Here is a 25,271-nt window from a genome sequence, read left to right as displayed (position 1 = left end):
AACGTCGCTGTCGGATCACCGGGTCCGCTCGAGCACCTCACGCACCAGGTCCATCGACGTGTCCGGATGCAGAAACGCGAAGCGACCGACCGTCTCGCCCTCCCATTTGGTGGGCGGGATGAACGCGATCTCGTCGTCGTGCAGCTTCTGCGCCCAGGCGTCGTAATCCTCCCCCTGCCAACCGAGCCGCCGGAACAGCACCACGCCCAGATCGGGCTCGCGGATGAGCTGCAGGTGCGATTCGCTGTTGATCAGCACCGCGGTCTGCCGGGCCAGCTCGGCGGCCACCTCGATGGCCTCGCGATAGGCCTCAACCCCGTTGACCGCCAACGAGAACCACAACGGCAACCCGCGGGCCCGGCGAGTCAGGTGGTAGGCGTAATCGGTCGGGTTCCACTCGCCGTCGGAGGTGTGGATGACGTCGAGGTAGGAGGCGTCCTGCGTATGGGTGGCCCGGGCCAGCTCCGGATTGCGGTACAGCAGCGCGCAGCAGTCGAACGGGGTGAACAACCACTTGTGCGGATCCAGGATGAACGAGTCGGCCTGTTCGATGCCGTCGTACTTCGACCTCAGCGACCGCGCGAAGATGCCCGAACCGCCGTACGCCCCGTCCACGTGGAACCACCAGCCACGCTCCTTGGCCAGCGCGCCGACACCGGCCAGGTCATCGATGATGCCGGCGTTGGTGGTGCCCGAGGTACACACCACCGCGGCGATGTTGGCGGTGTCAGCGGGAACGGCGGCACGGACGGTCTCGGCGGTCAGCCGATGCTCCGGCGTATCCACCACAAGGGCGTCCATCTCCAGCAGGTTGAGGGTGTTGACGATCGAGGAGTGCGCGTCGGTGCCGACCACCACGCTCAGCCTGCCGGTGGCCCCGTTGCTCTTGGCGGTTTCGCGCGCCGTCGCGAGCGCGGACAGGTTTCCGGCCGAGCCGCCCGAGACGAAACAGCCACCGGCCGTCGAGGGCAGACCAGCTTCGTCGGCGATCAGCCGCAGCACGGTGTTCTCCGCGGCGATCGCCCCCGATGCCTCCAGCCACGAGATGCCCTGGATCGATGCGCAGGACACCAGCATGTCGAACAGGAGGCTGGCCTTGGTCGGCGCGGCCGGTATGAAGCCGAGGAAGCGGGGACTGTCCGCCGAGATGATGCTCGGGGCGATCACCGAGCTGTAGACGCCGAGCACCTCATCGGGGTGCCGCGGAGTCTCGCGGATCAGTCCCTCGAGGCGACGGTAGAGCTCCTCGGCCGACAACGATCCTTTGTCCAGTGGCACCGGGTTCATCCGCAATCGGTTCTCGGCGTAAGCCAGAACGCTGCGAACAGTCTGTTCGGTGGTGTCGTCGACACTATGCATCGCCACAACTGCCTCCTCGCCGGTGGACCCTGCAGGGAGTCTGTCAGCCCGAATGACCGACGGCGCCGTTTTCGCCGGGGCAGTTGTGCGGGCAGACTCGGCCCGCACGCGACGTGGTTACTATGCGGCGCCGCCCTGTAACGCCCGGCGCAACATGTGCATCGCCACGGTGGTCGAGCGCTCCCGGATGTCGGTGCGGTCGCCCGGCAGCCGGACCGTGCGGGTCACCGGCTCCCCACCGGCGAGCTGCACCGCGAAGCACACCGTGCCGACCGGCTTGTCCGCGCTACCGCCGCCCGGTCCGGCGACGCCGGTGACCGCCACGGCGGTGTCGGCCTCGAAGCCTGCCAGCACCCCGGTGGCCATGGCGGCGGCCACCGGCTCGGAGACGGCTCCGTGCTCGGCCAGCAGCGCTTCATCGACCTGCAGCAGTTCGGTTTTGGCCTCGTTGGCGTAGGCGACCACCCCGCCTGCGACATAGGCCGACGAACCCGCCCGCTCGGTCAGCCGCGCTGCCAGTAGGCCCGCGGTGCACGATTCCGCTGTCGCCACGCGGCGACCGGCGAGCAGCGCGGCCACCTGCTCGTCGACCGTGGCACCGTCCTCCGAGTAGAGGGTGTGCGCATGCCGGTCGCGCAGCAGCCGTACCAGTTCGGCGTACGTGTCCGCCGCCGCCGGTTCGTAGCGGGTGACGATTTCCAGCTCGCCGCGGCGCAGGCACGTGGTGATCTCCAGGTCTGTGAACCCGGCGATGGCGTGCTCGGCTTCCCGCAGGGTCTCGGCCAGGCCGGATTCGGCGAGCCCGAACATGCGCAGCATCTCCTGGCGGTAGACGGTGCGCTGCGCGATCGCCTCCTGGGCGGCCGTCGTCGCGATGGCCGCAGACCACATCGGTTGCAGTTCGCGCGGCGGGCCGGGCAGGACGATCACGGTCGGTGTTCCGGGCACCACGACGCCGGGGGCGGTACCGACCGGGTCGAGGACCTCGGCGCCCACGGGCACCAGGGCCTGCTTGCGGTTGGCCGCCCGCACGGCCTCGAAGTCGACTTCCGAGAAGACACCGCGACCGGCCATGAGCCGACGCAGGATCCCCGCGATCCGCTCCTCCATCTCGGTGTCCAAAACCAGTTCGCGACCGCAGAATTCGGCGACGGTGGCCACGGTCAGATCGTCCGCTGTGGGCCCGAGCCCGCCGCTGGTGACGATCAGGTCCACCCCTTCCGCGGCCAGGAACCGCAGTTGCGCGGCGATGTCGCGGGGGCGGTCACCGCAGATGGTGATGTGGGCGAGCTCGACACCCAGCTCGAGCAACCGGTCGGCGATCCACGGCCCGTTACGGTCTTGAACCCGTCCGGTGAGAACTTCTGTTCCGGTCACCACGATGCCTGCGCGTGCACTCACACCGCTGCACATTACGCAGCCGCCCTCACCTCAGAAGCCGTAACCCAGGACAGCGGGCACCTCGCCGGCGAATGCGCCGCCGAGCCGACGGATCAGTGCAGAGTCGTTACTCCGCAACCGGTTTGCCGTCGCGAACCCTTCGGCACGGTACCCACCCAGGTACAGGCTGCCCAGCACGTCGAGGTCGAGCGCGACGTCGGCCGGTGCGTCGGTGGGCGTACACCGAGCGCGTCCGTCGCGGATCTGCAGCGCGAATCGTCCACCGTCGGCGACCTGCAGCACTACGTCCAGATCCTCCTGGTAGCCGCGTGCTTCGAGGGCCGCGGGGATGTCCATGATGCGCAGCCACAGATCGTCGGTGCTGTTGGTCACCCGGACCAACCTCGGATTGGTCAGCAGCTGCGGCAGCACGTCGTCGGGATGGGTCCAGATGTTGACCTTCTCCATGAGATCCATGCCGAGCAGGGCGCGCCACAGCGCCACCTGCGCGTCGGTGGTGGCGGCGACCAACTCCCAGATGCGAATGGTCATGGGATCGTTGCCGTGCACGCGGTAGAGCACGTAGCCGTCCGGATGCACGAACGCGAACAGTTCCGAGCACCCGTCGCGGGTGTTCTCCCGGTCGGCGAGCAGGTCGTCCCACAGCGCGCTCGGGCGCTGCAAACCACCCGGTGTCTGCAGCCGCCACCGGTCGTAGATCTCGGCGAAGACGTCGCGGTGCTCGGTCGGTTTGACCAATCGCACGCCACCGGGATCGGAGACGGATGCGTGGAACTCCGCAAAGCGGCGATCGACCGTGATCAACTGCTTGCCGGTCGCCGGGCCGTACCCGAACCGGCCGTAGATGCCGCCTTCACTCGCGGTCAGCGCGGCGATCGGCAGACCCGCATCGGCGATACGCCGATGCAGCTCGGTGTACATCATCCGCAGGATCCCGCGCCTGCGATGGGTCGGTGCCACCGCGACGAAACTGATGCCTGCCGTGGGCAGCACGGCACCACCGGACACGGTGAGCGACAGGTTCAGGTAGAAGCACTGTCCGACGACGTCGTCGCCGTCACGCACCACCAGCGCGCCGCCGTCGGGCACCATGGTGCGCCAGGCCGCCAGCGAATCGGGATGCCCGATCTCCCCGAACGCGGTGCCGCCGAGCAGCGCCATCGCCGTCCAATCGGCATCGGTGCTCGGAGCCAGAGTCAGGTCAGCGGTCGGGGCACTCACAAATCTTGACGGTGCCACATGGCCGAAGGCCGTCGCGACTGATTTTCACGCTCCGCGGTCAGCGCTTGAGCCAGTTGCTCACCGTCGCGACGTCGCGCGTGTAGGTGCCCATGATGTCGTCCTGGAATCGGCTGGCACCGCTGATCGCGTTCGAACCCTGCCAGATCACGCGGATCCGGTCGGCGCCGCGTTGGTACACGTCGACCCGCTCGAGGTCGCGGCGCGCCCAGCCGCTGGACTCGGCTACCTGGGACAGATCGCGGCGCTCATCGGTTGTGGTCATCAGGCGATCCTATCGGCGCGTGGACTCGTCGATCGGCACGGTCACCGGCGCGGAGTTGTACCCGGTCACCCGAACCCAGTTGGCCTGGGGTTCTCCCCCGCTGATCGTGCCGGTCAGGATCACCGTTTCGCCCGGGTAGACCGTGACGTAGTTGTCGGAGTACTCGATGGGCAGGATCTCGTCACCGTCGTGGGTGTCGGTGACCTCTGCGCGATCGAAGAACGCGATCTGCCGGGTGGGGTTGTGCAACCGGATCGCCACCACAGTGCGATCGGGTCCGGCCGTACGGGAGGCACTGACCTGCAGGGGTGCCGGCGGCATCGTGTTGAGCGGCGTCATGTCGGCCCAACTGGTCTGGGCCAGGTCGAACGCCTGATCGTTCATCGGGTTGCCGACGTCGTCGCGCTGCTGGGACTGCCAGTAGGTGTTCTCGGTGACCACATCACCCGAGGCGTCCAGCAGTTCGGCGCGCACGAAGAACACCCGGGAGTCGCGGACCACGTGCGGCAGCGCAAGTGCCCGCACGGCCCCGCCGGACGGCACCGAGATGGTGTCCGTGGTCCGGTCGTCCCGCACCCGCCCGGCCAGGTCGTAGGTGCGCACCCGTACGTGCAGGCCGTGCTGGTCGGACGGCGTCTGGTTGACGACTGTGATGTTCGCCGTGTTGTGGTCGCCGGTGGCGAAGGAGTCGAACACCACCGACAGGGGGCGCAGGCCCTTCTTGGCGCCGAAATAGGCGCCGCCGGGCCGCAGGTAGTAGTCGAAGAGGTGCCCGAAGAACGACGGCCAGTGGTTGTTGAGCATCCAGTAGATCGTCATCTTGTGGTTCGCCCAGCCCATCGCCGCGAACGCCTCGAACTGGGCCCGGGTGGACTCGTAGTGGGCCAACTGCGCCTTGCGGGCGAATTCCTCCGCGTTGGGCGACGAACCGTACCGTCGCACCACCGCCGTGCGGATGCTCTCCAGCGAGTTGTTGCTGGGGTTGGCCCCGGCGTGGAAGTACCAGGTGTCGTTGATCGGCCACAGCTTGTCCGGCGGCAGGAACTTCCGCAGGCTCGCGAACGGCGGGATGTTCTCGTTGTCGCCCTGCTCGGCGTTGGATCCTCGGGTGGCCTGATACCCGCCGCTGAACCAGTAGCTGGGTGGGCGCCAGGTATACGGGCCCGCCATGTGGATGCCGTCCCAGTCGGGCTGGCCGTCATCGTCGCGGGCCAGTGACGACACCGTGTCGACGACGGCGTTCGGCCAGTGCAGGTCGGTCAGGATGCCGTGGTAGGCGTCGAGCACCGACTGCGGCGGTTTGCCGTCGCTGCCGTTGGCCCAGATGAACGCCGACGGGTGACCACGCAGCGTCAGCAGCTGCGAGCGCAGGCTCTCATTGGCGACGCGATGGTCCTCGGCGTCCCACTGCGACCATTTCTCCCACTGGTTGCAGCACATCCAGCCGTACATCAGCGGGATGCCCAGCTCGTCAGCCCGTTCGATGATGTTGTCGCCGGGGAACTTTCCCTCCAGCCGCAGCATGTTCAGGCCCATGTCGCGGACGTAGCCGAGGATGGCGTCCTCACGTTGCGGGTCGTAGCGGAACAGCAGATCCGGGGTGTAGGCGGCGCCGCGGACCAGCAGGTCTTTGCCGTTGACGGTGAGATAGAAGCTGCCACCACGGCCCAGGTCCGGGTACTGCTCGTCGTCGTCGCGATGTTGGGTGATGGTCCGGATACCGAACCGCGAGTCGTCGGTGTCGGTGGCCCGGCCGTACTGCCGGAACTCCAGGTGCAGGTTGTAGAGGTTGGGTTCGCCCATGGTGTACGGCCACCAGAGGTCAGGGTGCTGCACCGTCAGCGCAGCGTAGGAGTCCGGATCGAACTTCACCTCACGGCGCTCCCCCGCACCGAGGGTGACCGGTTGGTCGAGGGTGATGTCCGGCTTGCCGGCCTGGCTGATCGTCGCACGCACCACGCCGCGCAGCGTCGTCGAGGACGTGTTGCGGACGTCGCTGTACACGGTGAGCCGGGCTGTGTCGGTCGACGGCAGCGGCAGCTCGGTGGTCACCATCGGATCGCTGACCACTCCCGTACCGGAGAAGCTCAGATACACCGGCTTGAAGATGCCCGCGTTGCGGTCGGCGACAAAGGAATTGCCGCGCAGCGGGTTCTTGCCCGGCCCCTGGTACCCGATCCGGTTCCAGTTGATCCAGTCCCACCAGCTGTCGGCCAGCTCGACGCCGTTGATGTCCTGCAGCGCCTGCTCGGGGGTGACCTTGACGGCCAAGGTGTTCTGACCGCCCTGGTTGAGCCATGGCGTCACGTCGAGCTCGTGGGCGGTGTACATGCCGACCACCTCGGAGCTGCCCGCGATCTGCCTGCCGTTGAGCCACACTTCGGCGCGGTAGTTGATGCCGGGGAACTCGATGCGGTAGTTCGAGCTGCCTGCCGGCGCGGTGAACGTGGTCCGGTACCACCAGTCCTGGCGGTACAGATCGTCGGGAACGTTGGCCAGGTTCTCGCCGTAGTAGAGGTTGGGGTAGGTGCCGTCGTCTTCCAGCGCCTGCAGCACCGTGGCGGGCATGTGCTCCACCTCATGCCAGCGGTCCCCGCGGAATCCCGTCGTGGAGATCTCGGCTCCCCCAGCCCTCACGTCGCGCGCAGAACTCAGCTGCCATCCTGCCGACAGCTCGACGCGGCCCGACGGCGGCTCCGGCCGAGCGAACACGGGCAGGTCGGTGACACACACCGACAGCAACAGCAGCGTGACGACGACACCCGCGATGAGCGGGCCGACGCGACGTTTCGGGCTGGAAATGGGTGGCTCCTCGGGACCGATGCGGCGGGCGGCCGCCCGGTCATTCTGCCGTGACGCACGCCCGGCCGCGCGGCCGGTGCACCCTCAGAGCTTGTGCGGGACGTCGTTGACCAAGCCCCCGTCCATGACGAACTCGGCGCCTGTGGCGTACCGGGATTCGTCGCTGGCGAGGAACACCACGAAGCTGGAGACCTCTTCGGGTTGCCCGGGCCGGCCCAGCGGGATCGTGAGCATGTCCTCGGGGAAGTGTTCGGTCATCGGGGTCCGGATGAAGCCGGGGTGGATCGAGTTCACCCGGATCTGCTTGGCGCCCAGTTCCAGCGCGGCCGATTTGGTCAGGCCACGCACGGCCCATTTGGATGCGACGTACGGGTGCACCATGGCGGCGCCGCGCAGTCCCTCGATCGACGACACGTTGATGATCGACCCGCCTCCTGCGGCCTTCATCGCCTTGACGCAGGCCTGCATGCCCAGGAACGTCCCGGTCAGGTTGACGTCGATGACCTTCTGCCACTGGGCCATGTCGAACTTGCCGATCTGGCCGAGCGCGACGATGCCCGCGTTGTTCACCAGCACGTTGAGCAAGCCGAACTCGTCGGTCGCGGTCGCGACGGCCGCCGCCCACTGCTCGGCGTCGGTGACGTCGAGGTGGACGTAGCGCACAGCGTCGCCGAGTTGGGCGGCCAGGGCCTTGCCTTCGTCGTCGAGGATGTCCCCGATCACGACCTTGGCACCTTCGGCCACCAGCGCGCGGGCATGCTCGGCGCCCATGCCGCGAGCGCCGCCACTGATCAGTGCAACTTTTCCGTCAACCCGTCCCATGACGGCTGAGGCTACCGCCTGAGAGACCAAATTAGAACCTGTTCCAATTCCTGCGCCGAGTCGGCATACTTCGATCCCATGGCCATCCGCGTCGCGCACATCGGTACCGGCAACGTCGGCAGGCTGGCGCTGGCCGGGCTGCTGACCAATCCCCGCTACGAGCTCACCACGCTGTGCGTATCGACCGAGGCAAAAGTCGGCAAGGACGCGGGTGAGCTTGCCGGGCTGGACATTTCGACGGGCGTCGCCGCGGTCGACGATCTCGACGCGGTGATCGCCGCCAAACCGGACTGTGCCGTGTACTGCGCGATGGGCGACACCCGCGGGCCGGACGCGATCACCGACGTGGTGCGACTCCTGGCGGCAGGCATCAACGTCGTCGGCTCGGCGCCCGTCGTGCTGCAGTACCCGTGGCATCTCATGCCGCGCAAGTACATCGCGGGCATCGAGGAGGCCGCCGAAGCCGGCGGGGCGAGCCTGTTCATCACCGGCGTCGATCCCGGCTTCGCCAACGACCTGATCCCGTTCGCGCTGGCCGGCACGTGCCAGAGCATCCAGCAGGTGCGCTGCATGGAGATCGCCGACTACGCGACCTACGACGGCGTCACGGTGATGGTCGACGTGATGGGCTTCGGCAAGCCGCTCGACGAAACGCCGTTGCTGTTCCAGCCCGGCGTGCTCAGCATCGCGTGGGGTACCGCCATCCGGCAGCTGGCGGCCGGGTTGGACATCGAGATCGACGACATCACCGAGGTGTGCGAAAGGGAGCCCGCACCAGAGTCTTTCGACGTCGCCGCGGGTCACATCGGTGCAGGCACGGTGGCGGCCATGCGATTCGAGATCCGGGGCATGGTCAACGGTGCGCCGGTGATCGTGATCGAGCACGTAACCCGGCTACGTGAGGATCTGCGACCGGATTGGGCGCAGCCCGCCCAGCCGGGCGGGTCGTATCGCGTCGAGATCGTCGGGGAACCGTCCTACGCCGTCGACATCTGCCCCAGCAGCCGCAAGGGCGACCACAACCACGCCGCGATCGTCGCGGCGGCCGGCCGCATCGTCAACGCGATACCCGACGTGGTGGCAGCGCCTCCCGGCATCCGGACGACCCTGGACATGCCGCTGGTGACCGGCAAGGGGCGCTTCGGGCTCTAGCGCGCCCGCTGAACCGTCAGCACCGGCCAATCGCGCTCGACGGCAACCGCGGCCAGGCCTGGCCGGGGATTCACCGGCCGGGGATGGCCCACCAGCCGCATCAGCGCGCCGTCCTCGCCGCCGTCGGCATAGAAGTAACTGCGATCCAACTCGACATCCTTGTCCTTGCAAAACCGTTGCACCGCATCGGCTTTGCGAGCACCCCAGACGATGGGCCGGATCACGTTTCCGGTCAGCAGGCCCTGGCCGTCGGTCTCGAAGTGATTGCACAGCACGTGATCGATGCCGAGGTGACGCGCGACCGGTTCGGCGTGGATGGTCAGCGCCGACGAGCTCATCACCACGGTATGGCCGCGCTCCTGGTGGCGCCGGACCACCTCACGCATGTGCGGGTAGACACGGTCGAGGATGTGCCGGGTGAACAGCTGCTCCCCCAACGCGTCGAGTTCCTGCAGCGACTCGCCCCGCAGATAGCCCGCGGCCCGCACGATCAACCGCTCGAACGGCATGCGCCCCAGCCGGTAGCGCACCGAGGCTTCGATGATGCCCAGGATCTCCCCGACGGCGGCCTGCCGATTGCGGATCCGGTGCCCCGCGTGGGCCGTGGCGGTGAACCCGTCGACGAGCGTCCCATCCAGATCGAAGAACGCCCCCACCCGGGCGCCGCCTGGCCCGTCGCCGATTTCGGCCAGGGATTCGGGTGGCGACAATGTGCGGCCCATGCCAGCAAGTAGACCAAGCCGGGCCGCACACCGCTAATCCTTAATGGAGCACTGACGTTCCCCGACGACACCTCGTCGGTGGTTATGCCGGCGCGTTTTCCCCGGGTCCTGCCTCGCAGCGGCGCGCCGGAGTACTAAACTAGAACACGTTCCAGTCGATCTCGATCATGATTTCGCACACGCCCCCATTTGGAGGAGCCCGCATGCACACCGCACTCTGCGACGAACTCGGTATCGAATTTCCGATCTTCGCCTTCACCCACTGCCGCGATGTCGTGGTGGCCGTGTCCAAGGCCGGTGGGTTCGGCGTCCTCGGCGCGGTCGGCTTCACCCCCGATCAACTCGAGATCGAGCTCAACTGGATCGACGAGCACATCGGCGACCATCCGTACGGCGTCGACATCGTGATCCCGAACAAGTACGAGGGCATGGACACCAACATGTCCGCCGACGAGCTGAAAACCATGCTGCAGTCCCTGGTTCCGCAGGAGCACCTCGACTTCGCCCGCAAGATCCTCGCCGACCACGGCGTGCCGGTCGAACACAGCGACGACGACGCCCTGCAACTGCTCGGCTGGACCGAGGCCACCGCGACACCGCAGGTGGAGGTGGCGCTGCGGCACCCGAAGATGACGCTGATCGCCAACGCGCTCGGCACGCCGCCGGCCGACATGATCAAGCACATCCACGACGAGGGCCGCAAGGTCGCGGCGCTGTGCGGCTCGCCCTCGCAGGCGCGCAAACACGCCGACGCCGGCGTCGACATCATCATCGCCCAGGGCGGCGAGGCCGGCGGGCACAGCGGTGAGGTCGGCTCGATCGTGCTGTGGCCACAGGTGGTCAAGGAAGTGGCCCCGGTCCCGGTGCTCGCCGCGGGCGGGATCGGCAGCGGCCAGCAGATCGCCGCCGCGTTGGCGCTCGGCGCGCAGGGTGCGTGGACCGGATCGCAGTGGGTCATGGTCGAGGAATCCGAACACACCGACGTGCAGCACGCCGCCTACGCCAAGGCCACCAGCCGCGACACCGTCCGCAGCCGGTCCTTCACCGGCAAGCCGGCCCGCATGCTGCGCAACGACTGGACCGAGGCCTGGGAGAACCCGGAAAATCCGAAGCCGCTCGGTATGCCGTTGCAGTACATGGTGTCCGGCATGGCGGTTGCCGCAACGCACAAATACCCGAACGAGAGTGTCGACGTCGCGTTCAACCCGGTGGGCCAGGTCGTCGGGCAGTTCACCAAGGTCGAGAAGACCTCTGCGGTCATCGAACGCTGGGTGCAGGAATACCTGGAGGCCACCGGCCGGCTCAACGAACTCAACGAGGCTGCCGGCGTGTGATGGACGGCCCGGGCTCGGACAGGCCGGATGACCGCTTTGTGCCGAGGATAACAGCCACTATGTGGCTGCAATCCTCGGCGTGAGCCTGGAGTCCCCTGGTCTACGCCCACCCGACTATGTATGGTTGCATACATAGTCCAGGAAGGGTGGCGACGTGACCACACCCCGCGAACGCATGGTGGCCTCGGCCGCGCTGCTGATTCGCGAGCGCGGCGCACATCCGACGGCGATCGCCGACGTGCTGCAGCACAGCGGTGCGCCCCGCGGCTCGGCATACCACTACTTCCCCGGCGGTCGCACCCAATTGCTGTGCGAGGCGATCGATTACGCAGGCGATCAGATCGCCGCGCGGTTGGCTCGGGCAGACAGTGCCGCGGCCCTGCTCGACGGCATGATCGCCGGGTTCCGTAAGCAGCTGCTCAACAGCGACTTCCGCGCCGGATGTCCCGTTGTCGCCGTCGCCGTGGAGGCAGGTGATCCGGACGACAGCGACTCGCCGGTTCAGGCGCGCGCAGCCGCGGCATTTCACCGGTGGACCGCCCAGATCGTCGCGCGCCTGCACGACGACGGTGTGGCGGCCGACCGCGCCGAGGAACTCGCCATGCTGATCATCAGCTCGATCGAAGGCGCGGTCGTTATCGCCCGCGCGACCCGCGACGTCAAGCCGCTGGACCTGATCCACCGTCAATTGCGCGAGCAGCTGGCGGCAGCAACCCACTGAGCCCTACCACCCGAAGGACACCGCCATGACGGTTGACCAATGGCAGCCCACCGCATGCATCTTGTGCGAATGCAACTGCGGCATCGTGGTACAGACCGACGGGAGGGCCATCACCAAGATCCGCGGCGACAAGGATCACCCGGCGTCACAGGGTTACACCTGCAACAAGGCGCTGCGGCTCGACCACTACCAGAGCAGCACCAATCGGCTGACCTCGCCGCTGCGGCGCCGGCCGGATGGATCGTATGAAGAGATCGACTGGGACACAGCCATTTCCGAGATCGCCGGCAGATTCCTTGAGATTCGCGACAGCCACGGCGGCGACAAGATCTTCTACTACGGCGGCGGCGGTCAAGGCAATCACCTCGGTGGCGCGTACAGCGGGGCGTTCCTGAAAGCCATCGGGTCGCGGTACCGGTCGAACGCCTTGGCGCAGGAGAAGACCGGCGAGGCCTGGGTCGATGCGTACCTCTACGGCGGGCACACCCGAGGCGAGTTCGAACACTGCGAGGTAGCGGTGTTCGTCGGCAAGAACCCGTGGATGTCACAGAGTTTCCCGCGGGCTCGGGTGGTGCTCAACGAGATCGCCAAGGATCCCGGCCGCGCGATGATCGTCATCGACCCGGTCATCACCGACACCGCGCGGATGGCCGACTTCCACCTGCGGGTCCGGCCGGGCACCGACGCGTGGTGCCTGGCCGCGATGGCCGCCGTGCTGGTTCAGGAGAACCTGTGCGACGAAACCTTTTTGGCCGCACACGTCAACGGTGCCGATGCGGTCCGCGACGTGCTGCGGCAGGTGCCGGTGCGCGAGTACGCGGCCCGCTGCGGCGTCGACGAGCCCCTGCTGCGCCGGGCGGTGCGCCGGATCGCCGCGGCCGACAGCGTCGCGGTCTTCGAAGATCTCGGCATTCAGCAGGCTCCCAACAGCACACTGTGCTCATACCTCAACAAGATGCTCTGGATCCTGACCGGCAATTTCGCCAAACGCGGTGGGCAGCACCTGCATTCGTCCTTCGCACCGTTGTTCGGCTCGGGCGGGGTCGGCCGTAGCCCGGTCACCGGCGCCCCGGTGATCGCCGGCCTGGTGCCGTCGAACGTGGTGCCGCAGGAGATCCTCACCGACCATCCCGACCGGTTCCGCGCGATGATCGTGGAGAGCAGCAATCCGGCGCACTCGGTCGCCGACTCGACGGCGGTGCGGGCGGCGTTGCAGTCACTGGAACTGCTGGTGGTGATCGACGTCGCCATGACGGAGACCGCGCGCCTGGCCCACTACGTGCTGCCCGCGGCGAACCAGTTCGAGAAGGCCGAAGCGACGTTCTTCAATCTCGAGTTCCCGCACAACACGTTTCACCTGCGCCACCGGTTGTTCGAGCCGCTGCCGGGCACGCTGCCCGAGCCCGAGATCTGGGCCCGGCTGGTGCGGGCTGTCGGCGTGATCGACGATGCCGAGCTGCAGCCGCTTCGTCGTGCCGCGCGCGAGGGGTTGGATGCTTACGCCGCAGCGTTTCTCGGTGCGGTGGGAGCCAATCCAGCGCTGGGCCGGGTGCTGCCGTACGTGCTCTACGAGACACTGGGGCCGACGCTGCCGGACGGTCTGGCCGGTGCCGCGGCGCTGTGGGGCCTGGCCCAGAAGACCGCCATGTCGTACCCGGACGCCGTGCGCCGGGCCGGGCACACCGACGGCAACGCGCTGTTCGAGGCGATCCTCGCCGGGCGGTCCGGGCTGACCTTCACCGTGCACGAGTATCGGGATGACTTCGCCTTGATCAGCCACGCAGATCACAAGATCGCGCTGGACATGCCCGAGATGCTCGATGCCATAAGGGCTTTGCCGACCATGCAGGCGGCGCTGACCACCGCGGAGTTCCCGATGGTGCTCTCCGCCGGGGAGCGGCGGGCCTACACCGCCAACGACATCTTCCGCGACCCCGGCTGGCGCAAGCGGGACACCCAGGGCGCATTACGGATCAGTGTCGAGGATGCCCACGCCATCGGCCTGAGCGACGGTGACCGGGCCCGGATCACCACGGCGACGGGTAGCGCGGAGGCGACCGTGGAGATCAGCGACGCGATGCTGCCCGGGCACATCTCACTACCCAACGGATTCGGTCTGGATTACACCGACGCCGAAGGCCGCGCGGTGACACCGGGAGTCGCTCCCAACGAACTCACCGCCACGCGGTGGCGCGACGAATACGCAGGCACGCCGTGGCACAAGCACGTACCCGCCCGGCTGGAACGGGTCCCAGTCGTCAGCGCGCCCGCGATCTGAGCCCGGGAGCCGCGATCAGGGCAGCGGCGGAGCCGGATCGGCGGGCGGCGGCGGCGCGAACGGATTCCACGGCGCAGGCGGTGGTGGTGCCGGGACGTTTGCCGGAGCCGGTGCGGCCGCAGGTGCCGGGCCGGCTGCGGGAGCAGGCGCGCCGGGCAGGACGGGGCCTGCCGGGGCCACGGTGTTCGGGCCGGGTGCGCCCTGCGGCGCCGGGTCGCCCGGTGAGAGCGGCACGTTCGGGCCGGGCGCCTGATTCGGGATCGGGGTGCTCATGTTGCGCTGCGCGAGCCCCAGCAGCAACGCCTGCTTGCCGCTGATCTCGTTGTTCTGGACCGCGTGCCACAGATCCTTGAGATAGCTCACGTTGGGGCTGTCGGGGTCCTGCGCGCTGGGATCCATGGTCGATCCCGGCGGCAGCGAGTCCGGACTGGCCAGATGCGGGGTGCCCGAAGCCGGTGCCGGAAGGGCTCCAGGGGCGGCCGGATCGGCCGCCTGGGGCCCGGGCGCAGCCGCCTGGGTGTCGGGGCGGCGCCGGGATCCGGGGGCGGTACAGGCAAGCCTGGATCGGCTGACGCCGCCGCTGCGATCATCAGCGCGACGACGGGAGCCGACGCGCAGCACGCAGCCGCACACGCAAGCTTTCGGATGTCGACGGTCATCGGTGGCCTCTCGCTGTTACTCCAGGGGCTGATGGTAGCGCTGGGTCCATCGGCGGTGCCACCCAATCGTTACACCGGCAGAATCGGAACACGTTCCAAAATGGAGGTCATCTGACTTTGCGCAACCCGCTGCACACCGCTGGAACTGTGGTGTAGCAAGGAGGCACAACACTACACAACGTCGTCGCGAGGGAGCACTCCACGCCATGCCGACTTTGAATCTCCCGCCCGGATTCGACTTCACGGACCCCGACATCTACGCCGAGCGCCTGCCGGTCGACGAGCTCGCGCAGATGCGGAGGCTGGCGCCGATCTGGTGGAACGAGCAGCCCGTAGACGGCACCGGCTTCGACGACGGCGGGTTCTGGGTCGTCACCAAGCACAAGGACGTCAAGGAGGTCTCGCTGCGCAGCGACGTCTTCTCCAGCCAGGAGAAGACGGCCCTGCCCCGCTACCCCGAGGGCAGCATCTCCCAGCAGATCGACCAGGGCAAGTTCGTGCTGCTCAACATGGACGCCCCGCATCACACCCACCTGCGCAAGATCATCTCGCGGGCATTCACGCCGCGGGCCGTGGAAAAGCTACGCGACGACCTCGCCCGGCGCGCCCACACCATCGCCCGCGCCGCGGCCGCCGAGAATGCCGGCGACTTCGTCGAGCAGGTGTCGTGTGAACTGCCGCTGCAGGCCATCGCCGGGCTCATGGGGGTGCCGCAAGAGGACCGCAAGAAGCTCTTCGACTGGTCCAATCAGATGGTCGGCAACCAGGATCCCGAGTTTGCCGGCAACGACGCCATCTCGGCGTCGGTGGAGCTGATCATGTACGGGATGAACATGGCCGCCGAGCGGTCGGCCAAGCCGGGCGACGATCTGGTGACCGCGCTCGTGCAGGCCGACGTCGAGGGCCACAAGCTCTCCGACGACGAGTTCGGCTTCTTCGTGATCCTGCTGGCCGTGGCGGGCAACGAGACGACCCGCAACTCGATCACCCAGGGCATGATGGCGTTCACCGAATTCCCCGAGCAGTGGGAGCTGTTCAAGCAGCAGCGCCCGGCCACCGCGGCCGACGAGATCGTCCGCTGGGCCACGCCGGTGACGTCGTTCCAACGCACGGCGCTGGCGGACACCGAACTTTCCGGGGTGCCGATCAAGAAGGGTCAGCGGGTGGTGATGTTCTACCGCTCGGCCAACTTCGACGAGGAGGTGTTCGATGATCCGTACACCTTCGACATCTCGCGAAACCCCAACCCGCACGTGGGATTCGGCGGTACCGGTGCCCACTATTGCATCGGCGCGAACCTGGCCAGGATGACGATCGACCTGATGTTCAACGCCATCGCCGACGAGATGCCCGACCTCTCGCCGCTGGCCCAACCGGAACGGCTACGGTCGGGTTGGCTCAACGGCATCAAACACTGGCAGGTCGATTACCGCGGTGCCGTGAATGGGAAATGCCCTGTGGTGCACCAGGATCAGGGTAATCAATGATCGAACGCCAGTAGTTCTCCGGGATTTCGGCGCCTGCCCGCAGCACGATGGCCAGCCCGGTTGCCATGGCGATGCCCAAAAGACCCAGCCACAGCCCGAACACGGCGATCACGATCCACAGCACCACGGTCACCGCAGGCCACGGTGACACCATCGCCAGCACGGGCGCGAAGAAGAATCCGGTACCCACATAGGCGGCCGAGCCGGCGCGGTCGGCCGTCATCACGAGCCGCAACCAGCGTGGCATCGGTGCAGCGGGGCCGGTTGGTTCAGCCATGTCGCCTCCTGGAGTCCCGAGTTGTTGTCGACACCACCACGGTCGCGGGTATGCGTAATGGGTGCAATTACCTGGGAGGTAGTGGCCGGGCGGCGTGCCATCGCCGAGACTGGTCGGGTGACCACGGCGACCAGGCAGTCATCCATCGGCACCTTGATGCGCGAGTGGCGGCAGCGCCGCCGGATCAGTCAGCTCGAACTGGCGATCGAGGCTGACGTGTCGGCACGGCACGTCAGCTTCATCGAAACGGGCCGCTCGACACCCAGCCGAGCCATGGTGCTGCGGCTCGCGTCGGTGCTGGACGTCCCACTGCGGGAACAGAATCGGTTGCTCATGGCCGCGGGTCTGGCCCCGGTGTACGGCGAACGGCCCCTTGACGATCCCGACATGGCCGCGTTGCGGGACGGCGTGACACGTGTACTGGAGGCGTACCACCCCTACCCGTGCGTGGTCATCGACCGGGCCTGGAACCTGGTGCAGGCCAACGCCGGAACCGCGCTGCTGTTGCAGGGCGTCGCCGAGCACCTGCTCGCCCAACCCAATGCGTTGCGGATCACGTTGCACCCCGAAGGCATGGCGCCGCGGATCCGCAACCTGGCCGAGTGGCGTCATCACCTGATCAGCAGGCTGCAACGTGAGGTGTCGGTCAGCGGATCCGACGAGCTGGCCACCCTGCTGACCGAGGTTGAGGCGTATCCCGGTGGGTCGGCGCCGATCCGGGACCTCGGCGGCGTGGTGGTGCCACTGGAGTTGGATACCGAACGCGGCCCGCTGACGTTCCTGAGCACGGTCACGACGTTCGGCACGGCCCTGGACCTCACCGCGGCCGAGCTCAGCATCGAGGCATTCCTGCCCGCCGACGCGACTACGGCGGCGGCGCTGCGCTGACCGCGGCCTCAGGCGTTGATGATGATCGGGTCACCGATGTTGACGGTGTTGAAATACCACGCCGCGTTGTCAGGGCTGAGGTTGATGCAGCCGTGGCTGACGTTCGAGTTGCCCTGCTGAGCCACCGACCACGGCGCCGAGTGCACGTACACCCCACCCCAGGTGACCCGGACCGCGTCGCTCACGGTCAGCTTGTAGCCCTCAGGGTCGCTCAGCGGGATCCCGATGGTCCGCGAATCCATCACCACCGTCTTCTCTTTCGAGAGTGCGGTGAAGGAGCCGACCGGGGTCGGATGCTTGGGCTTGCCCATCGAAGCAGGCATGGTGCGGGCCACCTGACCGTCGATGCTGACGGTGAACGTGTGGGCGCTGATATCGGCCACCCCGAGCACCGTGGCGCCGGTCTCGAAACTGGTCTTGAAGCCTTCGGCGACCACAGAGATGGTGGAGTGAGCCGGATAGAACTGATCCGGGGTCCACCGCATCACGTCGTTGCTCAACCAGGTGACCTTGCCGGTCGGTGCGGTCCCCGCGGAGGTGGTCACGCGCAGGCTGTGCTCGGCGGCGCCGCGGTCGATCACCGGAGCGCTGAACGTCACGGTCACCGGGTACGCCACCCCGACGACAGCGCCCGCCGACGGCTCGACTGTGGCCACCGGATTCGGGGTGCTGACGGCTGCCGCCGCGACGTTAACCGAGCCGGCGAAGGCCAGCGTGGCGATCCCGATCACCGCAAACACTTTTCGGACCGATCCCAGCACGGTTCGAGGACCGGGCGACGAGGTGTTCAGCATTCCTGCAGTGTAGTTCGTCTGTTCCTCCCGCCGCGGTAATCGCAGGCCGAGGCCGGTAGGCGTCGCATCGGATTCACGAAGGAGGCGAGTCACGCTTACTGCATCGGCAGCCGTCGCAGGAACGTTTCATCCACCCCTGGACCGGCCCGGTGCGCCACTGGCCACCAGCAACACCGCGTCAGAACAGATCGCTCGATACCGAAAACGACTCGGTAATTGCCACCGACCGTGCGGAGGTGTTTACGGCGCCGGGGGCGGTGGCGCGTCCTGCGTCGGGACCGGCTGGTCGGGGCCGGGGGCAGGCGGCTGGCCGGGCGCAGGCGCGCCGGCCTGCTCGGGAACCGGCTCGGTCGCGACATCCGGCGCCGGGTGCAGGCGCCCCAACCGCCCGAGGATCCGCATGCGCAGGGCAGCTTGGTGGCGGATCGTCCTGCGCGGTGGGAGCGGCGGGGATCTCTGCCTGCGGCGGCGCGTCCGGCGGCGCCGCGGGCACGTCGGGACCTGCCCGGCGGGAGCCTCCTGCGGGGCAGGCAGGCCGGCGGGGGCCTGATCGACGCTGGGCTCGACGACGAGTTCCGGTGTCTGCGGTTGTGGCGCGGCCGGCTCGACGGGAGCCGACTCGACGAGCTGAGCCGGCGGCTGCGGCGCAACGGCCGCGGGAGGCGGTACCGGTACGGCCACTGAGGCGCCCGAGACGTTGACGGCCGGGCGCGTGCTCGGCGGGACGGGTTCCTGACCCGTCACGAGTTGCATGCTGACGGCCACCGAGGTCGACACGACGAACGTCACCACACCCCCGGCCAGCATCGCCACCGGCGCGAATGTGGCTGCAGTCCAACGCTTCCGGCTTGTGGCGTGGCCTCCGTCGAACATGAAACGACCGCGCCGCGCCGAGGACAGGGCGGCACCGCGGGCCAGCGCCAACTCGGCTTCGGCCGGCGTGAACACCGGAACTCCGAGGGTCCGTTCCAGCCGGGGCATGACGCCGATCAGGTCACCGGCCGACCCGACCACCACCACCGCATCCGGGCGCGAGGCGCCGGCGACGAAAACCTCGCTCAGCCAATCGGAGAGCGCCTCGTCACCGTCGACGAGATGATTGACCGCGCTGCGCACCGGCCCGCCTCCGGGCCGAACGGTCAGTGCGATGACCATTTCGGGTTCGATGACGCAGACCACCGTCGAGTCGAAACCGACGACGTCGGCGATCCCGCGGGCCAGCGCCTCGGTGGCTTGCGGCAACCGGACCGGCACCACACTCGAAAAGCCGGACTCGGGCAACGTCTTCAGCACCTGGGACGCCTCGCGTTCGGCGTAGTCACTCCAGGTGACGCCGACCGTGCGCAACTCGTGGCCGCTGCCTGCCGCCATCTCGTCCAGTTGCGCCACCGCGGACACGACCTCGTCGCAGACGTCGCGCTCGTCGTAGGCCCGCAGATCGATCGTGTCGTGGGCCAGCGTGGTGCCGTCGCCGTCGCGTCCCTCGACCAGGACCAGACCGACGCTGGATCCCGTCATCGAGACGCCGAGCACCGCGTCCACACGTACTCCCCTCGGAGCTGTGGCCACGAAACGGTGGCCCGCAAAAACGCGCGACAACGCAACATACCGCGGGCCTGGATGTGTGGCCGCCGTCCACCTGTTCGGGCTGACCATACCCGGGCCGCGCCGGGCAAGTACACCTGGTGACCGGCGGCTTCGGTGACAGTTCCGCTCGTCAATATGTGCTGTGTCATGAGAACCCGGTGGACAGGCTCGGGCTTCGGTTTGCGGTGGACCGGTAAATTCCCGTACCGCATCCGGACGCCCAGTCAGCGGCGCGGCTTACCCGCAGGCCAGGATGTCGCCCAACAGCGCCGGTTCGATGTTGCCCCCGGAGACGATGACCACCGCGGGACCGTCGGGCAGCGTCCCGCGCCGATAGCCGGCGAGCGCGACGGCACCGCTGGGCTCGGCGACCAGATGCGCACGGTGCGCCAGTTCCCGTACGGCCGTACGGATCTCGCCCTCGCTGACCGTGATGACACCGTCGAGGACATGTTGCAGGTGGGCGAAGGTCAGCGCGGACGGCGTGGAGCGCAAGCCGTCGGCGATGGTCCGGTTACGTTGCGCCACCGGCCAATCCACCAGATGGCCGCGGGCCAGCGCTTCGGCGGTGTCGGCCGCGAGCTCAGGTTCGACGCCGAATACCTTGGCTTGCGGGCACAGTGCGCGGATCGCGGTGCCGATGCCCGAGGCCAGCCCGCCGCCACTGATCGGAACCAGCACCGACGCGACGCTCGGGAGATCTTCGGCGATCTCCAGTCCAGCGGTGCCCTGACCGGCGATGATCGCCGGGTGGTCGAACGGCGGTATCAGAACACCGCCGGTACGTTCGACGAGTTCCGCGGCCACCCGTTCGCGCTCCCCCGCGGCACACAGCACCACCTGCGCGCCGTGAGCCCGGGTCGCGGCGACCTTGACCGCGGGAGTTTCCTCGGGCATCACGATGTGCGCCGCAACACCGTACCGCGCCGCGGCGAAGGCGACCGCCTGGGCGTGGTTGCCACTGGAGTAGGCCACCACTCCCCTGGCCCGCACCTGCGGATCGAGCAGGCCGAGCGCGTTGAACGCGCCGCGGGTCTTGAACGCGCCGATCGATTGCAGGTTCTCGGGCTTGAGCCACAGCGGACGGTCCGGGTCGCCCCACGTGGCAGGCAGCAGTGGGGTGCGAACCACGTCGGCGGCGATACGCCCTGCGGCGCCGCGGATGTCCTCGATCGTCACCAGTCTCACGCCGCCAAGTGAACACCGCGGCGCTACAGTGGCTCGCGCCCGGGTGTCGGCGAAAGGGTGTCCAGGTGACGGGGTTCAGTTTTTCGATCGTGCCGCGCTACGCGGAGATCGATCAGCAGGGCGTGGTGTTCAACGGCCATTACCTGACGTGGTTCGACGAGACGTTCGGGGCACTGCTGGATCACCTCGGCGAGAGTTACCCCGACCTCATCGCCTCCGGATTCGACGTGCAGGTGGTCCATAGCGAAATCGACTATCTGGCGCCGGTGCGCTGGCGCGACGCCGTACGGGTCACCGCACAGTGCGAACGGCTTGGGACGACCAGCTTCACCCTGGGCTTTGCGGTGCTGAGCTCCGACGCCACCACCGCCGAACGGCCCGTCGTCACCGGCCGCAACGTCTACGTCGTCGTCTCCACCGCCGACTGGGCCAAACGACCGGTCCCCGAACCCCTTCGGTCGGCACTCAATTCCATTGCAGCGCAATGACTCTCACCGGTCAGCCGTAACGCGTCAGCGGCGGCGGTAATGTCGCCGCATGGGAGACCACGGAGCACACCGAGAACTGCCGCCCGGCATGGCCGAACAGCTCGACCTGCCGTACTCCGGGATGGTGTCGTTCGGCCACCGCCCCTTCCTGACCGAGGTCGACCAACTCGACTCATGGCAGCCCGACGTCGCGATCGTCGGGGCTCCGTTCGACATCGGGACCACCAACCGGCCCGGCGCGCGCTTCGGCCCGCGCGCCATCCGCGCCACCGCTTACGAACCGGGCACCTACCACCTCGACCTGGGCCTGGAGATCTTCGACTGGCTGGAGGTGGTGGACTTCGGCGACGCGTACTGTCCGCACGGGCAGACCGAGGTGTCGCACTCCAACATCCGTGAGCGGGTGCATGCGGTGGCGTCCCGCGGCATCGTCCCGGTTGTGCTGGGCGGCGACCATTCCATCACCTGGCCCTCGGCCACGGCGGTGGCCGACGTGCACGGCTACGGCAACGTCGGCATCGTGCATTTCGACGCACACGCCGACACCGCCGACATGATCGAGGGCAACCTGGCCAGCCACGGCACGCCCATGCGCCGGCTCATCGAGTCCGGCGCGGTGCCCGGCACCCACTTCGTGCAGGTCGGGCTGCGCGGATACTGGCCGCCGCAGGAAACCTTCGAGTGGATGCTCGAGCAGGGCATGACGTGGCACACCATGCAGGAGATCTGGGACCGCGGCTTCAAGGAAGTGATGAACGACGCCGTCGGCGAAGCCCTGGCCAAAGCCGAAAAGCTCTATCTCTCAGTCGATATCGATGTTCTCGATCCGGCACACGCGCCGGGCACCGGCACCCCGGAACCCGGTGGCATCACGAGCGCCGACCTGCTGCGGATGGTGCGTCAGCTCTGCTACAGCCACGACGTCGCCGGCGTGGACGTGGTGGAGGTCTCACCCGCCTACGACCACGCCGAGCTGACCGTCAACGCCGCGCACCGCGTGGTCTTCGAGGCGCTGGCGGGTATGGCCGCCCGGCGCCGCGATGCCGCGCAGGCCAAGCCGGGCCCGCCGGCCCGCTGACCGGTCCCGTTGAAACACCCTGGCGCCGGTAGGACAATCGGGGTGGCCATCGCGGTCCGATCGGGGAGGAACGATCATGACGTATGCCGGCAACAGAACCTTCGACGACGACGCACCCGAGGCTGATGCGGTCGAACAGCTCACTCCCGTCACCGTCGACGACGATGACATGTCCGAACTCGGCCGGGTTCGGATCTCGCCCGACACCGACGCCGACGAGGCGGACCTGATCGAACAAGCCACTGCCGTCCCGTTCGACGACGACCTGGATTTCGACCGCTGACCAGAAAGGACGCCGGCATGCGGATGCCCGAGGCGCTGGAAGCCCTGTCCACCGAGAACGATCCCGACCGCGTGTTCGGTGAGCCGTATCAGACGCCCGACGGGGCCACCGTCATCCCGGTGTCCAAGGTGCGGCACCGCCGTGACGGCAGCCGGGTCACCCGAGCGCTCGGTGTGTTCGTGATCAAGGACGGCAGGCCCACATGGGTTCCGGCCGTAGACGCCACCCGGCTGGCCCTGATGGGCGAGCTGATCGGCCTGGTGGCGGCAACGCTGGCCACCGTGGCTATGATCCGTCGCCCGCCGTGGCCGGACCTGCGGGGCGACCTTTCGCGCTGCGTCTGACCGTCAGTCGCCACACCGCGGCGGCCGCCGCCAGTATGGCCAGCGCCGCCGCCCACGGCCACGCCCCGTGCTGATGGACCCAGCCCGCCACGGCGCCCTGCACTCGACCGGCCGCCGCGATGACCGGGTCGTCGGGTGAGCCGCCCGCACCGAACAGCCGGATCTCGTAGAGCCCGTAGTAGCCGACGTAGGCCCCCACCACGATCAGCAGCGCACCGCTGATTCTGTTGACATACGGGACGATTCGCCGCATCCGCTCGACCACCACGGTGCTCGCCGATGCGGCGGCCACCGCAAGGGCTCCCACGATCACCATGAAGCCCGCCGCGTAGGCGCCGAACACGGCGATGCCACGCAGCGGCGTACCCGATCGGAAACCTGCGCCCGTAGCGGCGAGAAACGGCCCGACCGTGCAGGACAACGACGCGACCGCGTAGCCCACGCCGTAGCCGAACATGGACCCCAGACGTGCCGTCGGAGCCCAATTGACGTGACGTGTCAAGGTGTCTCCTACGAGCAGGCCGAGATGCCGGCCCGCGAGCAGCCAGCCGCCGAGCCCCAGCAGTACCACGCCGATCAGCACCGTGACGTAGGGCAGGTAACGCTGCACGGTGCTGGCCACCGCGACCGTCAATGCGGCGAAAAGCCCGAAGACCGCGACGAACCCGGCGGTCATCGCGACCGTCGCAAGCAGTGCCCGGCGCACCGCCCTGGGCCATGCGCTGTCGTCCGGTCCGCGCACGACCAGCGCCAGATAGCCTGGCAGCAAAGCGAATCCGCACGGATTCAGCGCCGCGACGAGGCCGGCGCCGAACGCCAGCCCCATCAGTTCGTCACCCACGCCGATCAGCGCAGCGCGGCCACCCGACTGGCCAACTCGTCCTGCGGCATGGCCGACGTCGGGTTGTTCACGAATGTCGACGATCCGTCGGCTCGGTAGAAGACGTAGGCCGGTTGCCACGGCACGTTGTAGCGCGCCCAGATCGAACCGTCGGCGTCATTGAGATTGGTGAAGTTCAAGTGGTACTTGTCCACGAAGCCCTGCATCGCACCGACGTCCGAGTGCGCGGCCACGCCCACGAACGTCACGCCCGGGTTCGCGGCTGACACGGCGCTGACCCCAGGGGCCTCGGCGTTACAGAACGGGCACCACGGCGTCCAGAACCACAGCACCGCAGGGTGCCCGGCGAGGGTGGAGCCATTGAACGGTGCGCCCGAGAGGGTCGTCCCGGTGAACTGCATACGGTCATCGGCAAGCGCTGCGGGCGGGGCCACCAGCGCCAACCCGAGCACGATCACACTCATGACGGCGGCCAGGCCGAAGGTCAACATTCTCGGTCGCCGCCAGAATCGCGTACTCATGGCACCATCTCCTCGGCTCAAGGTGCAGCGTGCACGCGGGTGCGCACACACACCCTTGACACGACCGTATGCACGCCCGGGTTCAAGAGGAAGGGCCAAAAACTGATGCCGCAGCGTCATACGCTGCGGCATCAGCCTGACCGGCGGGTTATCCGACGCCGAAGATCGGGATGAACAGGCCGAACAGCCACACACCCCACTGTCGAGGACCGTCATTCCACACGGGGGTCAGGTTGTACCCGTAGTAGTTGATGGTCGGCGGCAACGGTCCGCCCCGCCACTGGTACGGCGGCGGTGGGCCCCAGCCCCACGGCGGCGGGCCCTGGCGGTCGTCCCACCAGTCGTGCCGGTTGTTGGCCCACCACGGGCCCTTGTTGTCCCAGTCCCCATGGTCATTGCCCCAACGGCCGTGGTCGTTGTTCCAGTCCGCGCGGTCGTTGTTCCACGGGCCGCGGTCCGGTCCGCGGCCAGGCCCATTGCAGAACGGGAAGCAGTCGTCCTGACCGTGTCCGGGCTGTAGCGGTGCGGGTACGACTGGGGCCGCCGATGCGGCCGGCGCTCCGGCGATTCCGATTCCGAGTGCGCCGACGGTCATCGCCGCTGCGACGAAATTCGTCAGTTTCATTCATGAACCTCCTACGTTGGTGACCCGGGCGCCTGCCATCCCCCAATGGCCGGGCGCCGTAACGCCTTGCGACAACACCGCGGCGAGACGTTCACCCCGTGTGAGTTATCGACGCA

25 protein-coding genes are annotated in these 25,271 nt (G+C 68.0%); 10 read left to right on the top strand and 15 right to left on the bottom strand.

What is annotated here, in order from left to right:
• Nucleotides 1–15: 15 nt before the first annotated feature.
• From BTO20_RS16340 to BTO20_RS16315, 6 genes are all read right to left on the bottom strand, one after another.
• Complete coding sequence (locus BTO20_RS16340) at nucleotides 16–1,359, bottom strand: pyridoxal phosphate-dependent decarboxylase family protein (RefSeq protein ID WP_087082181.1); 1,344 nt, start codon at nucleotides 1,357–1,359, stop codon at nucleotides 16–18.
• A 120-nt stretch (nucleotides 1,360–1,479) separates the two neighbouring features.
• On the bottom strand, nucleotides 1,480–2,760 hold the full coding sequence (locus BTO20_RS16335) for a competence/damage-inducible protein A (RefSeq protein ID WP_198344411.1): 1,281 nt from the start codon (nucleotides 2,758–2,760) through the stop codon (nucleotides 1,480–1,482).
• 30 nt (nucleotides 2,761–2,790) lie between these two features.
• Nucleotides 2,791–3,981 carry an enhanced intracellular survival protein Eis gene (locus tag BTO20_RS16330; protein WP_269770358.1) on the bottom strand — a complete coding sequence of 397 codons (1,191 nt, stop codon included), beginning with the start codon at nucleotides 3,979–3,981 and terminating at the stop codon, nucleotides 2,791–2,793.
• A 58-nt stretch (nucleotides 3,982–4,039) separates the two neighbouring features.
• Nucleotides 4,040–4,264, bottom strand: a complete 225-nt coding sequence (locus tag BTO20_RS16325) for a hypothetical protein (protein ID WP_087077414.1) — start codon at nucleotides 4,262–4,264, stop codon at nucleotides 4,040–4,042.
• Nucleotides 4,265–4,273: 9 nt separating this feature from the next.
• Complete coding sequence (locus BTO20_RS16320; protein WP_087082177.1) at nucleotides 4,274–6,997, bottom strand: glycoside hydrolase family 2 protein; 2,724 nt, start codon at nucleotides 6,995–6,997, stop codon at nucleotides 4,274–4,276.
• Nucleotides 6,998–7,150: 153 nt separating this feature from the next.
• Complete coding sequence (locus BTO20_RS16315) at nucleotides 7,151–7,888, bottom strand: glucose 1-dehydrogenase (RefSeq protein ID WP_087077413.1); 738 nt, start codon at nucleotides 7,886–7,888, stop codon at nucleotides 7,151–7,153.
• Nucleotides 7,889–7,966: 78 nt separating this feature from the next.
• Between BTO20_RS16315 and BTO20_RS16310 the strand changes: the two genes are divergently transcribed.
• Nucleotides 7,967–9,040 (top strand): NAD(P)H-dependent amine dehydrogenase family protein, encoded by a 1,074-nt coding sequence (locus BTO20_RS16310; RefSeq protein ID WP_087077412.1) that lies wholly within the window; start codon nucleotides 7,967–7,969, stop codon nucleotides 9,038–9,040.
• Here BTO20_RS16310 and BTO20_RS16305 read toward each other — a convergent pair.
• Nucleotides 9,037–9,762, bottom strand: coding sequence for an HAD family hydrolase (locus tag BTO20_RS16305; RefSeq protein ID WP_198344410.1), 726 nt, complete (start codon nucleotides 9,760–9,762; stop codon nucleotides 9,037–9,039). The two genes, BTO20_RS16310 and BTO20_RS16305, sit on opposite strands and share 4 nt — an antisense overlap.
• Nucleotides 9,763–9,965: 203 nt before the next feature.
• On the opposite strand from BTO20_RS16305, the gene BTO20_RS16300 reads away from it, so the two are divergent.
• The 3 genes from BTO20_RS16300 to BTO20_RS16290 all read left to right on the top strand — a co-directional run bounded on the left by BTO20_RS16300 (nucleotide 9,966) and on the right by BTO20_RS16290 (nucleotide 14,095).
• Nucleotides 9,966–11,096, top strand: coding sequence for a nitronate monooxygenase (locus BTO20_RS16300; RefSeq protein WP_087077411.1), 1,131 nt, complete (start codon nucleotides 9,966–9,968; stop codon nucleotides 11,094–11,096).
• A gap of 154 nt (nucleotides 11,097–11,250) precedes the next feature.
• Nucleotides 11,251–11,817 carry a TetR/AcrR family transcriptional regulator gene (locus BTO20_RS16295; RefSeq protein WP_087077410.1) on the top strand — a complete coding sequence of 189 codons (567 nt, stop codon included), beginning with the start codon at nucleotides 11,251–11,253 and terminating at the stop codon, nucleotides 11,815–11,817.
• Between the two features lie 25 nt (nucleotides 11,818–11,842).
• Nucleotides 11,843–14,095: a molybdopterin oxidoreductase family protein gene (locus BTO20_RS16290; protein WP_087077409.1), complete on the top strand. Its 2,253-nt coding sequence runs from the start codon at nucleotides 11,843–11,845 to the stop codon at nucleotides 14,093–14,095.
• Nucleotides 14,096–14,110: 15 nt separating this feature from the next.
• On the opposite strand, the gene BTO20_RS40545 is transcribed toward BTO20_RS16290, so the two are convergent.
• Nucleotides 14,111–14,494 carry a hypothetical protein gene (locus tag BTO20_RS40545; protein WP_232491158.1) on the bottom strand — a complete coding sequence of 128 codons (384 nt, stop codon included), beginning with the start codon at nucleotides 14,492–14,494 and terminating at the stop codon, nucleotides 14,111–14,113.
• A gap of 466 nt (nucleotides 14,495–14,960) precedes the next feature.
• On the opposite strand from BTO20_RS40545, the gene BTO20_RS16280 reads away from it, so the two are divergent.
• Nucleotides 14,961–16,241 carry a cytochrome P450 gene (locus BTO20_RS16280; protein ID WP_087077408.1) on the top strand — a complete coding sequence of 427 codons (1,281 nt, stop codon included), beginning with the start codon at nucleotides 14,961–14,963 and terminating at the stop codon, nucleotides 16,239–16,241.
• On the opposite strand, the gene BTO20_RS16275 is transcribed toward BTO20_RS16280, so the two are convergent.
• Complete coding sequence (locus tag BTO20_RS16275; RefSeq protein ID WP_198344409.1) at nucleotides 16,162–16,518, bottom strand: hypothetical protein; 357 nt, start codon at nucleotides 16,516–16,518, stop codon at nucleotides 16,162–16,164. The two genes, BTO20_RS16280 and BTO20_RS16275, sit on opposite strands and share 80 nt — an antisense overlap.
• A gap of 156 nt (nucleotides 16,519–16,674) precedes the next feature.
• Between BTO20_RS16275 and BTO20_RS16270 the strand changes: the two genes are divergently transcribed.
• Nucleotides 16,675–17,406 carry a helix-turn-helix transcriptional regulator gene (locus BTO20_RS16270; protein ID WP_232491236.1) on the top strand — a complete coding sequence of 244 codons (732 nt, stop codon included), beginning with the start codon at nucleotides 16,675–16,677 and terminating at the stop codon, nucleotides 17,404–17,406.
• An 8-nt stretch (nucleotides 17,407–17,414) separates the two neighbouring features.
• On the opposite strand, the gene BTO20_RS16265 is transcribed toward BTO20_RS16270, so the two are convergent.
• From BTO20_RS16265 to BTO20_RS16255, 3 genes are all read right to left on the bottom strand, one after another.
• Nucleotides 17,415–18,200 carry a L,D-transpeptidase gene (locus tag BTO20_RS16265; RefSeq protein WP_087077406.1) on the bottom strand — a complete coding sequence of 262 codons (786 nt, stop codon included), beginning with the start codon at nucleotides 18,198–18,200 and terminating at the stop codon, nucleotides 17,415–17,417.
• Between the two features lie 240 nt (nucleotides 18,201–18,440).
• Complete coding sequence (locus BTO20_RS16260; RefSeq protein WP_087077405.1) at nucleotides 18,441–19,742, bottom strand: DUF7159 family protein; 1,302 nt, start codon at nucleotides 19,740–19,742, stop codon at nucleotides 18,441–18,443.
• A 282-nt stretch (nucleotides 19,743–20,024) separates the two neighbouring features.
• Nucleotides 20,025–20,975 carry a threonine ammonia-lyase gene (locus BTO20_RS16255; RefSeq protein WP_087077404.1) on the bottom strand — a complete coding sequence of 317 codons (951 nt, stop codon included), beginning with the start codon at nucleotides 20,973–20,975 and terminating at the stop codon, nucleotides 20,025–20,027.
• 65 nt (nucleotides 20,976–21,040) lie between these two features.
• Between BTO20_RS16255 and BTO20_RS16250 the strand changes: the two genes are divergently transcribed.
• The 4 genes from BTO20_RS16250 to BTO20_RS16235 all read left to right on the top strand — a co-directional run bounded on the left by BTO20_RS16250 (nucleotide 21,041) and on the right by BTO20_RS16235 (nucleotide 23,168).
• Nucleotides 21,041–21,463 (top strand): acyl-CoA thioesterase, encoded by a 423-nt coding sequence (locus BTO20_RS16250; protein WP_087082171.1) that lies wholly within the window; start codon nucleotides 21,041–21,043, stop codon nucleotides 21,461–21,463.
• 88 nt (nucleotides 21,464–21,551) lie between these two features.
• Nucleotides 21,552–22,541 (top strand): agmatinase, encoded by a 990-nt coding sequence (gene speB / locus BTO20_RS16245; RefSeq protein WP_408632203.1) that lies wholly within the window; start codon nucleotides 21,552–21,554, stop codon nucleotides 22,539–22,541.
• Between the two features lie 76 nt (nucleotides 22,542–22,617).
• Nucleotides 22,618–22,824 (top strand): hypothetical protein, encoded by a 207-nt coding sequence (locus BTO20_RS16240; protein WP_064947090.1) that lies wholly within the window; start codon nucleotides 22,618–22,620, stop codon nucleotides 22,822–22,824.
• Nucleotides 22,825–22,841: 17 nt separating this feature from the next.
• Nucleotides 22,842–23,168, top strand: a complete 327-nt coding sequence (locus tag BTO20_RS16235; protein ID WP_087077402.1) for a hypothetical protein — start codon at nucleotides 22,842–22,844, stop codon at nucleotides 23,166–23,168.
• On the opposite strand, the gene BTO20_RS16230 is transcribed toward BTO20_RS16235, so the two are convergent.
• The 3 genes from BTO20_RS16230 to BTO20_RS16220 form a co-directional block, all read right to left on the bottom strand.
• On the bottom strand, nucleotides 23,110–24,009 hold the full coding sequence (locus BTO20_RS16230) for a cytochrome c biogenesis CcdA family protein (RefSeq protein ID WP_087077401.1): 900 nt from the start codon (nucleotides 24,007–24,009) through the stop codon (nucleotides 23,110–23,112). The two genes, BTO20_RS16235 and BTO20_RS16230, sit on opposite strands and share 59 nt — an antisense overlap.
• Before the next feature lie 5 nt (nucleotides 24,010–24,014).
• The gene (locus BTO20_RS16225) at nucleotides 24,015–24,473 is read right to left on the bottom strand and encodes a protein disulfide oxidoreductase (protein ID WP_232491235.1); all 459 of its coding nucleotides are present in this window, start codon (nucleotides 24,471–24,473) and stop codon (nucleotides 24,015–24,017) included.
• A 205-nt stretch (nucleotides 24,474–24,678) separates the two neighbouring features.
• Nucleotides 24,679–25,155 carry a hypothetical protein gene (locus BTO20_RS16220; protein WP_087077399.1) on the bottom strand — a complete coding sequence of 159 codons (477 nt, stop codon included), beginning with the start codon at nucleotides 25,153–25,155 and terminating at the stop codon, nucleotides 24,679–24,681.
• Between the last annotated feature and the right edge of the window lie 116 nt (nucleotides 25,156–25,271).

Source organism: Mycobacterium dioxanotrophicus (assembly GCF_002157835.1).
GTDB lineage: Bacteria > Actinomycetota > Actinomycetes > Mycobacteriales > Mycobacteriaceae > Mycobacterium > Mycobacterium dioxanotrophicus.
This window is presented reverse-complemented; position numbering and strand designations above follow the sequence as displayed.

Coding starts and splice junctions, on each gene's coding strand:
- BTO20_RS16340 (WP_087082181.1), bottom strand. CDS start 1,359: ATGCATAGTGTCGACGACACCACCGAACAGACTGTTCGCAGCGTTCTG.
- BTO20_RS16325 (WP_087077414.1), bottom strand. CDS start 4,264: ATGACCACAACCGATGAGCGCCGCGATCTGTCCCAGGTAGCCGAGTCC.
- BTO20_RS16315 (WP_087077413.1), bottom strand. CDS start 7,888: ATGGGACGGGTTGACGGAAAAGTTGCACTGATCAGTGGCGGCGCTCGC.
- BTO20_RS16310 (WP_087077412.1), top strand. CDS start 7,967: ATGGCCATCCGCGTCGCGCACATCGGTACCGGCAACGTCGGCAGGCTG.
- BTO20_RS16305 (WP_198344410.1), bottom strand. CDS start 9,762: ATGGGCCGCACATTGTCGCCACCCGAATCCCTGGCCGAAATCGGCGAC.
- BTO20_RS16300 (WP_087077411.1), top strand. CDS start 9,966: ATGCACACCGCACTCTGCGACGAACTCGGTATCGAATTTCCGATCTTC.
- BTO20_RS16290 (WP_087077409.1), top strand. CDS start 11,843: ATGACGGTTGACCAATGGCAGCCCACCGCATGCATCTTGTGCGAATGC.
- BTO20_RS40545 (WP_232491158.1), bottom strand. CDS start 14,494: ATGGATCCCAGCGCGCAGGACCCCGACAGCCCCAACGTGAGCTATCTC.
- BTO20_RS16280 (WP_087077408.1), top strand. CDS start 14,961: ATGCCGACTTTGAATCTCCCGCCCGGATTCGACTTCACGGACCCCGAC.
- BTO20_RS16275 (WP_198344409.1), bottom strand. CDS start 16,518: ATGGCTGAACCAACCGGCCCCGCTGCACCGATGCCACGCTGGTTGCGG.
- BTO20_RS16270 (WP_232491236.1), top strand. CDS start 16,675: ATGCGCGAGTGGCGGCAGCGCCGCCGGATCAGTCAGCTCGAACTGGCG.
- BTO20_RS16265 (WP_087077406.1), bottom strand. CDS start 18,200: ATGCTGAACACCTCGTCGCCCGGTCCTCGAACCGTGCTGGGATCGGTC.
- speB (WP_408632203.1), top strand. CDS start 21,552: ATGGCCGAACAGCTCGACCTGCCGTACTCCGGGATGGTGTCGTTCGGC.
- BTO20_RS16240 (WP_064947090.1), top strand. CDS start 22,618: ATGACGTATGCCGGCAACAGAACCTTCGACGACGACGCACCCGAGGCT.
- BTO20_RS16235 (WP_087077402.1), top strand. CDS start 22,842: ATGCGGATGCCCGAGGCGCTGGAAGCCCTGTCCACCGAGAACGATCCC.
- BTO20_RS16225 (WP_232491235.1), bottom strand. CDS start 24,473: ATGAGTGTGATCGTGCTCGGGTTGGCGCTGGTGGCCCCGCCCGCAGCG.
- BTO20_RS16220 (WP_087077399.1), bottom strand. CDS start 25,155: ATGAAACTGACGAATTTCGTCGCAGCGGCGATGACCGTCGGCGCACTC.